Origin of the sequence: Streptomyces muensis (assembly GCF_021474425.1) — a bacterium.
GTDB classification, from domain to species: Bacteria; Actinomycetota; Actinomycetes; order Streptomycetales; family Streptomycetaceae; genus Streptomyces; species Streptomyces muensis.
Genome location: NZ_JAKEIP010000077.1, coordinates 20071 through 33633, shown reverse-complemented (window position 1 = coordinate 33633; position 13563 = coordinate 20071). Strand labels below are relative to the sequence as shown.

Here is a 13563-nt window from a genome sequence, read left to right as displayed (position 1 = left end):
GCTCCCGCCTGTTCCCGTGTCTCCCCCGCCCGCCTGGTACGCCACGCCCTGACGCTGCTCCCGCTGCTGCTGATCGGGGCGTGGGCGGTGGCCGACTGGCACACCGTGCGCGACGGCGCCGTCCGGCTCGCCTCCGCCCACCCCGGGTGGCTGCTGGCCGGGCTCTTCTTCACCTGCATGGGCTGGGTGATCGCCGCGGTCGTCCGCCAGGGCGCCCTGCCGGAACGGCTCCCACCGGGCCTGCTGCTCGCGTCGCAGTTCGCCGCCGGCGCCGCCAACCAGGTGCTCCCGGCCGGCCTCGGCGCCCATGCCGTCACCCTTCGCTTCCTCCAGAACCGCGGCATCCCCCTGGCCCGGGCCACCGCGTCGCTCGCCCTGTACTCGCTGGTCAAGCCGATCGCGAAGACGGCTGTGCTCCTCGCCTTCCTCGTGGCCTTCCCCGACCTGCTGCACCTCGGCCAACTCGTCCCGGACGAACGGACGCTGCTCATGGTCGCCGCGGGCGTGACGCTCGGCCTCGTCACGGCGGGCGTGCTCGTGACAGTCGTACGGCCGCTGCGGCGCCCCCTGCTCCGCTTCCTGCGCACCGCCCTGACCGACGCGCGGATCCTGCACACCCGGCCCAGCCGTGTCCTCGCCCTCTGGGGCGGAGCCGCCGCCACCCCGCTGCTCCAGGCGAGCGTGATCGCCTCGGTCGGCTTCGCGCTCGGTCTGCCGCTGTCCTGGACGCAGGTCGTCCTCGCCCACCTCCTCGCCAGCACCGCGGCCGGCGCCGTGCCCGCGCCGGGCGGCATCGGGCCCGTGGACGCCGCCCTGGTGTTCACGATGGTCACCTTCGGCGCCCCGATGGGCCTGGCCGCGGCCACCGTCATCGGTTACCGCGTCCTGACGGTCTGGGTGCCGCTGCTGCCGGGCGCCCTGGTGCTGTCGATCATGGTCCAGCGCAAGATCCTGTGACACCTGGGACCGCCGGACCTACGCGCGCACCGCCGGCCCCACGCACGCACCCCCGGACAGACGCACTCACTCCTGCCCGACCCGCACCACCGCCACCGTGATGTTGTCGGGCCCGCCCGCCTCGATGGCGGCCTTCCACAGCTCGAAGGCCGCCCGGCCGTCGTCGTGCTCCCGCAGCACCTCCTCCAGTGCCTCCTCCGGCAGCGGGTCCGTCAGCCCGTCCGAGCAGACGAGATAGCGCTCGCCGGGGGGCAGGGGCCCGGCGGCGACATGGGGATGGACGGCGCGATAGGTGGGCGAGCCGCCCAGGCACTGGGTGACGAGCGAGGTGGTGCGCCCGGCGGGGTGCGGCGGGCTGTCGTCGACGCTCAGCTGGCGCAGGCCGTCGTCCGACGCCGCGAAGACCCGGCTGTCGCCCACGTTGAACGCCATGAGCGAGTCGGGCTGGACGACGACCCCGGCGATCGTCGTCCCCATGGCGCTGAGCTCCCCGCCCCGGTCGCCCCCGGCCGCCTGGTAGACGGCGCGGTTGCAGGCGTTCAGGGCGTCACGGACGGCGACCTCGCCGGTCAGGGCGGGGCCGAGCGAGGCGATCCGGCGGACCACCAGGGCGCTGGCCAGGTCGCCGCCGGGATGCCCGCCGAGCCCATCGGCGACGGCCACGACGAGGGGCGTGCCCAGCGGGAAGATCAGGGTCTGCGGGTTCTCGGTGACGGTGGCGCACAGCGTCCACGGTCCGACGACGAGGCTGTCCTCGTTGCGCTCGCGCAGCAGTCCTGGATGGCTGATCGCACTCACCGCGACGTACGGCATGCAGCGCCACCGCCTTCCCGCACCGGACCCACCGCGCCGGCCGGCCGCCGGGCGGGACGTCCCCTACGAGTCTAGGAACACCGGCATCCGGCGTGCCAACGCGGCGGGAGCCTCATGCCGAAGGCACCGACACGGACAGGAGCCGGCCGTCACCCAGGTGCAGCAGCCCCTTGCCGGGCTGCACCGGATAGCCCACCGCACTCCTCGGGATCCGCAGGCCCAGCAGTTCGCCGGAGAGGGACATCTGGGGCGACAGCAGCAGCCCGCGCCGGGCCCTTCTCGCATCGAACTGCCAACCGGAGTACCCCGAGCAGAGACCCTCCTCGTCGCCGCCCAGCACGAGCCCGAGCCCTTGCTCCGCGCCGCGCTGCACCAGCCGCTGGAGGGAGGCGGCGGCGGCGCAGTGGCGGAGGGCCTCGGCGTCGTCGACGACCACCACGATCGGCGACTCGGCGGTGGCCGACTCGACGGCACGGTCGAACTCGTCCTCGGGGAGGTCGTCGGGTCCGGTGAAGACCGCGAGGACACCCGCCGCCCCCGCCAGGTCCCGCAACGGCGAGGGACGCGGGGCCGCCACGACCAGGCGTACGCCCTGGACGAGACAGGACCTGGCCATGTTCAGCAGCGTCGTGGAGCGGCCCGATTTCGGCGGTCCGGCGATGACGAAAGCCGGGACGCCGGCCGCGAGGTCGGGGCCGTACGCCGTGATCTCGTCGCCGCCGACCCCGGCCAGCGCCCACAGCCCGGACCGCGAACTCTCCGGATCGCGCAGCCGCCACGCCTCCTCGAAGGAGATACGGCCGGGCAGCGCGTCGACGCGGAACGGGCGCAGCTGACGGGGAACGTCGCTGTCGCGGACCGCCGCCGCAGCTCCGATCGCGGCGAGGGCCTCGGTCTGCGCCTGGTCCGTCGCCTCCTCGGCCAGCAGCGCGAACTGGACCTCCGTGCCGTGCTCGGCCCGCAGCGCCCGGCCCGCCGGCATCTCCGCGGGGACGTCACCGGACCGCACGCCGATCAGGGAGTAGTCGGCGCGGTCCAACAGCCGCAGCCCGTACTTGTCCTCGGTCAGGGTGCCGATCCGGCCGCCGAGCAGTTGCCGGTCACCGGTGACGACGAGATGGATGCCGACGCCCGCGCCCTCCCGTATCAGGGTGTACACCGCGTCCGTGAGCCCGCCGAAGTCGTACTCGCCGAAGGTCGGCAGCCACCCCTCCCAGCCGTCGATGAGCACGACCAGGTACGGCAGCCGCCGCCCCGGTTCGGCGCCGGCCCGCTGCTCGGCGATGCCGACGAACCCCTGACCGGCCAACACGTCCTGGCGGCGCCTGAGTTCGTCCGTCAGCCGGTACATCAGCCGGGCGGCGCGTTCGGTCTCGCGGCGGGTGACCAGGGCGCCGCAGTGCGGGAGTCCGGCCAGCGCGGCGAGTCCGCCGTGGCCGCAGTCGACGCCGTAGAGATGTACGTCGGCACAGGAATGGGCGCGGGCCAGCGCTCCGGCGATGGTGCGCAGGACCTGTGAGCGGCCCGAGCGGGGGGCGCCGCCGATCAGGAGGTGGCCGAAGCCCGCGAAGTCGACCAGGACCGGGCGGCGGCGCTGCTCGGCGGGCAGGTCCTCGACCCCGAACGCCACCGGAGGCAGCGTGCCGGGACCGGTCCGCGCCTCCTCGGTCCCGGCGGGGCCGGTCTCGTCGAGCAGGAGGAGTTCGGGCAGCGGGGGCAGCCACGGGCTGTGCGGGCGGGGCAGGCCGAGCGCGGTGTGGGCGTCGCGGACGGCACGGACGAGCGCGTCGAGATCGGTGATGAGGTCCTCTTCCCGGTCCGGCACCGCCCTGGGCGGCTCCATGGCCGCCCGGCCCAGATCCGACCAGGTCAGAGGGGCGACCCACGGGGTGCGCCGCGCCGAACCCGCGGTACCCGCACGGCGGCCGCCGACACGTCCCGCCTGGAAGGGGATGAGCGTGGAGTGACCGAGACGGGCGTAGCCGCGACCGGGCGTGGACTTCGGGATCCTCCCGGCCTCGGGCGAGTCGACGATGTCCTGGGACTCGGCGCCGTCGGTGACACGCAGGGCGATCCGCAGGTTGGTGTTGGCGCGGATCTCCGCGGAGACGACACCGCTGGGCCGCTGGGTGGCGAGCACCAGGTGGACGCCCAGGGATCTGCCCCGTTGCGCCACGTTGATCACCCCCGTGATGAAGTCGGGCAGGTCGCGGACCATCGAGGCGATCTCGTCGATGACGATGACCAGCCGGGGCAGGGGGCCGAGGTCGCCCGGGTTTCCTGAATCCCGCCGCCGCAGGTCGTGGTAGTCCTCGATGTCCTTGGCGCCGGCGGCGGCCAGCAGGTGCTCGCGGCGCCGCAGTTCGGCGGTGAACGAGTCCAGGACCCGCTGGACGAGGTAGGGGTCGAGGCTGGTCACCATGCCGACCGTGTGCGGGAGGAGGTCACAACGCTGGAACGCCGACCCGCCCTTGTAGTCGACGAGCACGAACGTGAGGTGCTCGGGCGAGTTGGCGACGGCGAGCGAGGCGATGACCGTCTGGAGCAGTTCCGACTTGCCGGAACCGGTCGTACCCGCGATGAGCGCGTGCGGCCCGTCGCGTCGGAGATCGATGCCGAAGGGGCCGTCGTAGGTCTCGCCGATGACGGCGAACGTCGACGGGGGCCTCGACGTCCAGCGTTCGGCCACGGCCTGCCCGGTGGGCGGTTCGAGTTCGAGTACGTCGAGCAGTCGGGTCCGGGTGGGCAGGGCCGAGCTCGCGGTGCCGCCGCCGACGTCCCGCAGGGGGGCAAGGGAGCGGGCCAGCCGCTCGCACCACGCCGGGGAGACGAAGTCGGGCCGTACGTCACGCTCGCGGGGCTCGTGCGCGGTCTCGACCCGGAGCCGCAGTACCGGCCGGGTGTGGGAGGCCGGGCGTTCGGCCGCGGCCGTCGCGGCGGCGTGCCAGAGGTCACGGACCGGGGGGCCGGGCGGCGGTTCGGCCACGACGATGGCCCGGCACTCGGCGGGCAGGAACCGTTCGTCCGTGTCCAGGCAGAGCAGGCGGATTCCGACGGCCGGTCCTTCCCGCAGCAGCATCACCATGCCGGGGAACGAGAGCAGGTGCCGGACACCGTCGCAGACGACGACGATGTCGGGGTCCGCGGACGCGTCGGGGTTGCCGCCGCCCTCCCGGTCCCGCTGACGTTCCTGGAGGAAGCCGAGCAGCTCACCGATACGGCGCCCGACGGTCCCGGCGTCCGTGCCGACGGTGGTGTCGGTGTCGGCGCCGCCGACGGGGCGGGCGTGCGGAAGCCATCGCAGCCAGTCCCAGGAGTGCTCCGCGAACTTCGCCGTGAGGACGTACACACGGACGTCGAGCGGGCTGTGCAGGGCGGCGAGCTGGGCCACGATCCACCGCCCCGACGCCCGGGCCGCGTCACCGGGACCGGCCACGCCGATCACACCGAGGTCGCCGAGCGGCAGGGTGACGGGTTTGTCCGTCGGGACCCACGCGCTGAGCGAGCCCTCGGTGGGGCCGGTACCGACTCGTACGAGCAGGTGGTCCTGATCGCCGCGGCTGCGCTCCCAAAGGCCTGCGCGGGGGCCGGTGGCGAGGGAGAGGACGGCTCCCGGGGAGGGGGCCGCGCGACGGAGGAGGCGGAGTTCGGTGCCGAGGGTTTCCTGGGTCTCCTTCGTCATGGGCGCGTTCCGCGCCCCGGACCCCAGTCCGAGTCTCAGCCCCAGCAGGAACATCACCAGCGACATCGGCGTGAGCGCCAGCCAGTACCAACGCTGGGTGAGCACCGACTCGACCACGGCGAAGCCGATCAGCACCAGCGGCGCCACTCGGTAGAACAGAAATTCCGAGAGCGGTGGCCGGGACCGGCCCACCGGGGACCGGGGAATCAACACCGGCTCACGGCTTGCGTGCTCCAATGCCGGCAGCAGCCGCCTGGCACGCTCGAAGAGGAACCCCGTACCGTCCTCCGCGAGCCGCGGCGCGGCGTCGGGCGGCAGATAGGCGACGAGTTCGAGGAGCGTGCCGCCGACGGCGAGCTGCGAGTCGAGGGGCCACTCGACTCCCTCGGGCCCGCTGTCGACGCGTTCGGCCAACGGCACCCCGTCCAGGGTGATCCGGTCGTCGGCGCCGTGCCCCCGCACCGTGCACGAGCCGTCCGGGGCGACGGTCAGGGTCAGTGCCCGTTCCGGCAGTTCGGGGTCGTCGACGCGCACGTGGGCGGCCGCGCCGCTGCCGATGTCGGTGCGGCCGAGGCCGAGCCGGTGGACGGACCCCGCGTCCGGGCCGCCGGCGACGCGCAGTTCGACGATGCCGGTGGCCTCGCGGGGCAGGCAGCCGGCCGGGGTGTGCAGGCTGACCACGGTCCCCTCCCTGACGGGGGACCGGCCGAGCGGGGTCGCCGGGTCGACGGCGAGTCCGTCGACGTACAGGGGCGTCTCGCTCGCGGCCCGCTCCCCGACGAGCCGGCTCTCCAGCGCGCCGGCCACCTCGCCGACCGGTGACTCCGGGTCGGCGTCGAGGACGACGTCGGCGCGGGTCCCGTCGCGGGGGTCGACGACCGTGAGGGTGAGACGCACGGCAGGCTCTCTCTCAGTTCCGTGTCTGTGGGGCACGGTCGGCGCCCAGCTCGTCGAAGGCGCACTCGTCGGCCGCGCCGGGGCGGAAGGCGAAGGCGAGGTCGGCCTTCCACTGGCCGTTGCGCCAGCGGACGGTGCGCAGCGCGAGGGAGTGTTCCTCGCCCTCGCGGGCGATGAAGACCTCGTTGTAGCCGTTCTCCTCGTTCGAGTGGATGCTGGCCAGCGCGGGGGCGCCGGCGATCCGGGTCGTCCAGGGCCGGCCGCTGTCGATCAGCCGTTCCGAGGCGAGGAAGCCCAGGTGGGTGTGGCCGTGCAGCACCAGCGCGGTGTGCGCCTCGGCCAGCGCCAGTTTGGCCTGGCCGGCGTTCACGACTCCGGCGTACGGGGCCACCTCCACGGACGGGACCGGGGACAGGGGGTGGTGGACGACGGCCAGGTTGACGCAGCCGGTCTCCTTCTTGAGCCGGCGCAGCACGGGGTGGGCGACGACACCGGGGTCGTAACGTTCGAGCTCGCCCATCAGGTCGCTGACGTGGGTGCCGTCCTCGGACCGGGCGAGTTCCGCGAGGAGTTGGCGTACCCGGTCGCGGTCGTCGTTGCGGGCGGGTTCGCCGCCCGACTCGGCCGAGCCGAGCAGCGCCACCCGCAGACAGGCGTCCGGGTAGCGCACGTAGAGGCGGCGGTCCGCGTGGTGGTCCTTGTCCAGGTCGGGGTGCGGGTAGGCGCGGAAGGTCTCGGCGAACCACTCGTGCCGGGCCCCGGGCCGCGGGTCGAGGCACCGGTCCCAGGAGACGTCGTGGTTGCCGCCCACGAGCAGGATCCGCGGATCGTCCGGGCGCAGGTCGGGGTGGTCGGCCAGCAGCTCGGCCAGCCGGTCCAGCCAGGCGAGGGCCTGCTGCCCGTGCTGGTCCAGCGGCCGGTCGACCAGGTCACCGGAGACGATCACCAGGTGCGGGGCACGGCCCTGTCCGGCGAGGCGCTCGACGTGCTCCAGGTAGCTCTCCAGCGGGGTGCCGTCGCCGGTGAGCCGGGCGAGGGCCCGGCCCGCCTGCGTCCGGTCCTTCTGGTCGACGTTGGACCGCATGCTGCCGCCGAAGTGCAGGTCGGACACATGGTGCAGGCGCAGCACCTCGGGCAGGTGGTGGGCGAGCACGGGGTCGGCGGCCACCGGCCACAGCACCTCCTTCATCGTCCGCGCGTCACGCTCGTCGGCGTCGAAGGAGAGCCCGGCGACGCGCCAGCGTTCGCGCCGGACGGCGGCCCGGTGCGTCGCGGAGAGGCCGTTGTGGAACCACTGCCCGATGTAGAGGTGCAGCGGGCTGTCGGCCTCCTCGGCGGCCCGGCGGGAGAGCGCGGCGGGGTCGGTGCGCAGGTCGGGTTCGTCCTCGGCGGTCTGGAGGGCGAGTTCTAGCAGGAAGGGCGTGAGCAGCCAGCCCGGTTGCCCGGCGCGCAGCCGGTCCACGACGTCGGGCGCCCACTCGGGGGTGCGGCCCGCCATGCACGCGGCCTCCTCCCGCGTCACCGGCGGCGGGGTCACTACGTCCTTCCAGGCGTCGGCGCCCAGGTGCGGGGCGAGCAGTTCGTGCTCGGCCGGGGTGGCGAAGACGACGGGTACGACGCCTTCCTCCCGGAGCCGCTTGAGTCCCGCGGCCAGCGTGGCGGGGTCGCCGGCGCGGCCGCTCGCCGGGCCGATGGCGGGTTCGTCGACGAGTACGACGTCCACGTCGCCGAGTTGCGGCCGGGCGGCCTTGGCGCTGGTCAGACAGGTGAGTCCCTTGGCGCGTACGTCGGCATCGCTGCGTACGTCGACCAGGCGGGTGCGTCCCTCGGGCCGGGCGTGCCGTACGGCGCCGGCGAGCCAGGTCTTGCCGGAGCGCCGGGGCATGACCACCAGCCAGCACGCGTCGTGCGGCGCGTACCCCTTCACCAGCGGGGCCGCCCACGCGGGGACGTGCGTACCGCGGAACCTGATGTCGAGGTCCGGGTCGAACGACCGGCTCGGCCGGTAGTGGCTCATCGGTGCTGCTCCTCGTCGTGCAGTTCGTGGTACGCGTGGTCGATCCAGTCGAAGAAGGGCCGGTCGAGCAGCCACTTGTTCCGGGAGAGCAGCAGTCCGACCTCGCGCAGTTGTCGGCCCTGCACGGCGTTGGGGTTCTTGGGCGGGGTGCCGGGGGTCTCCAGCAGGGCCTCGCGGGCGGCGGCGCCGATCTCGTTCCAGCGGGAGCGGAAGACGTCGGCCTTGTTCACGAGGAGTTCCCGCTCGATGAGGGAGCGCAGTTCGCGGTCGTCGTGGAGCGCGAGGGTGTTGCCGGCGCGTGCCGCGCGGACCAGGGCGTCGCCGACGACTTGCAGGTAGAAGGGCCAGGGGCCGACGTTCTTGAGGATGCGGTCGGCGGTGGCGGACTCGATCACCACGCCCTCGTTCTCCGCGGTGCCGGTCAGGAACTCGCGGGCGTCCGGTTCGGCGAGCGGTCCGAGGGGGAACTTGTTGACGTCGTTGCCGAAGCTCGATCCGGGCGCGGCCAGCGCGTGCCGTGAGGCGTCGTCCCAGTCCTTGTAGGTGCCGCAGAAGACGAGCCAGGCGCCTGCCTGTCCGAGGTCGCGCAGCCAGGACACGGCCACCGGGTCGTAGCCGGTGAGCCGTCCGACCTCGTCGAGCAGGAGGACCAGCCGGGACGAGCCGGCGCCGGCGGCGGCCCGGTCCATCAACGCGTCGGCGGGCCGGGCGACTCGGGCGAGCGTGGGCACGAGCCGGACGGCGAGGTCGTCCTGGGAGCCGCCGGGCCTCCGGTTGCCCAGCGTCACCACTTCCTGCACGTTGCCCAGGCCGTCGGACCGCATCCGCTCCTGGAGTTCCTTGACGATCCACGACTTCCCGGCGCGGCGGGGGCCCAGCAGCGCGGCGGGCGCGCCGACCCGGTAGTTGCGGTCCAGCCAGGCGAACACGTCCTCCCGGCCCACCGGACGGCCTGACGGTCCGAGCGAGAACCGGTCAGCGGCGAGGGCGCTGCTGCGGATCCGGAACGGCTTGCGCACCAGGGGTACGTCGGCGTCGCGCCGCCGGGTCTCGGCCACCGTCTCCTGGATCCGGTCGGGCAGCGCGATCTGTGTCTCCACGCCGGTCCCGGCGTACCGGGCACGGCCGGGGCCGAGCGCGGGCGGCAGCGGGTGTGCGCCGAGTCCGGCCCGCTCGTAGCCGGCGCGGTCGGCCTGCCTCAGCACCAGAGGGGCGCAGCCGTCCAGGCCGTGGCGCAGGGCCAGTACGTCCTGGCCTCCGGTGACGACGGGGCAGATGCCGGTCCGGGTGTCCTGGAGCAGACCGGCCAGGTCCCGTACGCAGCCGTCGTTGCCGGTCCGGTTCGCCCAGTCGCAGAACTCCTCCCAGCCGTCGAGCAGCAGCACCAGATACGGCGGCTGCTCGCCACCGCGGCGCTCCTGCCGGTGTCCGTGCAGGCTCCGGATGCCCGTGCGCGCGAAGAGTTCCTGGCGGTTGCGGACGGTGTCGACGAGCTTGTCGACGAGACGCCGCATCCGTTCCGTCTCCTCCAGGTTCACCACGGCCCCGCAGTGCACCAGGTCGGTGAGGGCGCCGAGGGCGCCGGAGCGGCCGTCGATGGCGTACAGGTGGACGTCCTGCGCGCTGTACTGCTCGGCGACGGCGACGGCGAGGGTGAGCAGCAGCTGGGTCCGGCCGCTGCCCGTGTCACCGGAGACGAGCAGGGGTCCGTCGCGGTCGAGGTCCCAGGCGGCCTGCTCGAACCCCTGCGTGGCGGGTGCGTCGCGCAGCCCGAAGACGACGGGTGTCCGGGTGCCGGGCCGGGGCCGGACCGGCCACAGGGTGTCCGACCCGACGCCGGTCTCCCGCAGCCGGACGGACAGCGGCAGCGGGGGCGGCCAGGGGACGTGCGGTGCGGGCAGCCCGTCCAGGGTGGCGGCGGCCTGCGCGGCGGCGCGGACGAGGTCGGCGAACTCGCCGCCGTCAGCGGCACCGGCGGCGGGGGGCGTGGCCGCCGCCTGGTCCGCGGCGCCCGTCCAGTCGATCGGCCGGAGCCGGACCGTGTCGCGCGGAAGGGACGCCCGCTCCCGGCGCCGGCTCAGGTGTGCGCGGCGTACGAGCTCCAAGGTGCCGGAGGCGCGGCGCACATAGGCGAGCCCCTGTCGCCCCGGGGCCAGCCGGGCGGCGGCCGGGGTGCCGAGCAGCAGCTCGCTGTCGGCGGGGTCGGCGGTCCGCAGGACGACTCTGAGCGGGGCGAAGTCGAGCACGTCCGAGGTGACCGCGTCGGCGGGGCGGCGGGTCGCGAGGATCACGTGCACGCCCAGTTCCCGGCCCCGCCGGGTGGCGTCGAGCAGCCCGGACACGAACTCCGGCAGCTCCTCCTCCAGTGCGGCCAGGTCGCAGACCACGAGCACGAGGCGGGCCAGGGCGGGCAGGTCCGCGGCGTCGGTCGCGCGGATCACCGTGTACTGCTCGAAGTCGCGGGTCCCGGCCTCCTTCACCAGTCTCTGACGGCGCGTCAGTTCTGCGGTGAGGGCGGTCAGTCCGCGGGCCGCCGTGTAGCGGTCGAGTCCGGTGTGCACACCGACCGTGTGCGGCAGCAGGGCGGCCGGGGCGAACGCCTCGCCGCCGTCGTGGTGGACGAGGAGCAGGTTCAGCTCGTCGGGGCGGTTCGCCACGGCCAGCGAGGCCAGCCAGGCGCACAGCAGTTCCTCCATCCCGGAGCCGGCCATCCCGGTCACCAGGGCGTGCGGGCCGTCGCCGCGCAGGTCGAGGACGAAGGGACGGTCGGCGGAGCCGCCCAGCACGGCCGCCGGGGAGCGCGGGGTGCCCGCCCACCGGTCGGCGATCCGCTCGGCGGCCGGGGGATCCAGGTCGAGCAGGTCCAGGAGGCGCTCGGCGGGCGGGGCGGCCGCCCCGGCGGAGTCGTCGCGCAGGGGGGCGAGCAGACGGGCCAGGGCGTCGAGTTGGGCCGGTGACATCTTGTCGGGGAGGCATCGCGGCCCGATCGTCCCCACCGCCGGCTGCTCCCCGGCGTCGTCGGAGAGCCACAGCCCCTCGCCGTCCGACACCAGCCTGGCCCCGTACCGGAAGAGCGGTCGCAGCTGATCCTCGGCCTCGGCGCGCGACATGACCGCGATGACGTACACGCCGACGTCGGGCCCGTCACGGAGCAGCACTTGCTCGGCCGACTCGCTCGCGCGCAGTGCCGACAGGTCGTCGAGGACGAGGACCAGGGCGGTGTCGCCCCAGAGCGCGCCCGCCCCCGGCGCGCCCCGCAGCCGTTCGAGGACGATCAGCGCGGCCTCTTCGAGCTGCCTGGCGTGCGCGGCGGGGTCTCGGCTGATTCGCACCGGCAGGGCGCCTCGGGTCATCAGCCCGTCGGGCGGCAGCCAGCGCGCGAAGTGCCAGAACTTCTCGCCCGTCTCGTCGGTGAGGACGCGTACGGCGACGTCGGAAGGCGGGTGCAGCAGCACCGTCTGGGCCACGAGCCAGCCCGCCAGTCCGCGGGCCACGTCGCGGTCGGCGGCGATGACGAGGCTGCCGCTGCGCCCGAGGTCCACGCTCACCGGATCTCTTCCGCTGCGGCCGAGGCGCAGGACGAGGTGGTCCGGATGGTCCGGGCCGCGTTCCCACAGCCGGGTCCGCGCCCCGAAGATCTCGCCCGGGAGTTCACCGGGACCGGACAGACTCGGCCGTGTCTCGACCGGCTGGTCGAGCCGCTGGCGCCAGTAGGCCAAGGCCAGCTGCACCACGCTGCCCAGGGAATACACGGACCCGTCCGGGCCGTCCGCGACGGCCGGCCTCGGCGCGGCGGCCGGCCGTGCCGCCCGCCGGTCGAACGACAGCGTGCCTCCCGCACCCGGCGACACATACCGATCGCGGAACTGCGCGAAGCCCTCCGCCGTCGGGGGCAGATCGCCGGCGTCCGTGGGCACCGGTCCCTCGGGCGGCGCGCCGAGGAAGATCCGGCAGCCGTCGTACAGGGGTGTCCGTCCCAGCGGCGCGTCCGGGGCCAGTCGTTCGCCTTCGCCGGTGAACAGGTCGAGGGCCGTCTGCCGCCGGCCGAGGCGGGCGAGCTGGTCGGCGACGGCCCGGACGGTCGTGGAGTCGTCGGCTTCGAGGACGACGTCCTGTCCCGCCTCGCCCCGCGCGACGACGGTGAACCTCCGGTACGCGCCCGCGACCTCCGCGCGCCGGGGTGCCGGAACGAGCGGGACGGCCGACCAGGAAGGGGGCCGCGCCACCCGGGGCGCCGGCCGTGCGCGGGTCCGCGCGGGCGGCGCCGACCCGGGCGCCGCTTCGACTCCCAGCAGCGGAGCGGAGACCCTTCCGTCCGGGGCGATCTCGATCTCGTACCCCGCCACGCCGGACAGTTCCTCGCGTGCCGTGCCGACGACGACGCGCACCCCCGACCGTCCGCCTCCGGCGGCGAGTCGCGCGAGGTGGCGGGCCTCGGCCGGCGAGGGCTCGGTGCCGACGAGGATCACCTGGCCGGCGGTCGCGGGGTGCGCGGGGCGTGGCGCCCACCCGGTGAGAACGGTGTCGGCCCCCGTCCCGGCCGCCGTCGGTTCGAGAAAGGATTCACGGAGGGATTCGCGAGGGAATTCGCGGAGGGATTCGAGGAGCGCCGGGACGTCGGGCAGCACCTCCACCCGGTCCGGGAACCGCGATCCGAGGTCGTGCGCCACACCGACGCAGGTGATCCGGGCCTGACCCGACCACGGCGACGTGGCCAGCTCGGCGGCGATCCCCTCCAGGAGCGCGCCCCTGAACGCCGCGAGACCCGTCACCGCGCACAGCCCGGTCCCGGCGTCGAGGTTCAGCAGCAGCCTCAGGTCGTCGTCCCGGCCCACGGTCACGACGTGCGGGTAGGGCGGGCCACCGGCCCCCGGGTCCCGGCCCTCGTACGCCTTCGCGCTCTCCCGGCTGAGGAACCACTGCCGCGCGTCGCGGCTCGCCCGCCACTGTTCGGGCAGCAGCCGGGCCGGGGCATCCGCCATCTCGGCGACGATCTCGTCGCCCCAGAGCCAGACGGCACTGAGCCTCGGCAGCAGGAACGCGGGCTCGGCGAGCGAGCGCAGCGCCCGCTCCAGCAGTCGCGCCCCCGTCGGATCGGACCGCACCAGCACACCGTCCGCGGCGCCCGCGGCCACGGCCGGCCGCGAGACGTACACATGTCGCGCCCGGTCGGCCGAGCGGGTGGAGCGTTGCATGG

At 74.5% G+C, this 13563-nt stretch carries 5 protein-coding genes; 1 reads left to right on the top strand and 4 read right to left on the bottom strand.

All coding sequences use genetic code 11. The annotated features are described in order from the left end of the window. Positions 1-957, top strand: a 957-nt coding sequence (locus L0P92_RS20005; protein ID WP_234764164.1) for a lysylphosphatidylglycerol synthase transmembrane domain-containing protein, incomplete at its 5' end; no start/stop codon positions are given. A gap of 66 nt (positions 958-1023) precedes the next feature. Here L0P92_RS20005 and L0P92_RS20000 read toward each other — a convergent pair. The 4 genes from L0P92_RS20000 to L0P92_RS19985 form a co-directional block, all read right to left on the bottom strand. Next, on the bottom strand, positions 1024-1770 hold the full coding sequence (locus tag L0P92_RS20000; RefSeq protein WP_234764163.1) for a PP2C family protein-serine/threonine phosphatase: 747 nt from the start codon (positions 1768-1770) through the stop codon (positions 1024-1026). Between the two features lie 112 nt (positions 1771-1882). Beyond that, entirely contained in the window at positions 1883-6349 is a 4467-nt protein-coding gene (locus L0P92_RS19995) for an FtsK/SpoIIIE domain-containing protein (RefSeq protein WP_234764162.1), read from the bottom strand. Positions 6350-6362: 13 nt separating this feature from the next. Beyond that, complete coding sequence (locus tag L0P92_RS19990) at positions 6363-8366, bottom strand: metallophosphoesterase family protein (protein WP_234764161.1); 2004 nt, start codon at positions 8364-8366, stop codon at positions 6363-6365. Further along, entirely contained in the window at positions 8363-13561 is a 5199-nt protein-coding gene (locus L0P92_RS19985; RefSeq protein ID WP_234764160.1) for an FtsK/SpoIIIE domain-containing protein, read from the bottom strand. The genes L0P92_RS19990 and L0P92_RS19985 overlap by 4 nt, the downstream gene beginning before the upstream one ends. Positions 13562-13563: the final 2 nt, after the last annotated feature.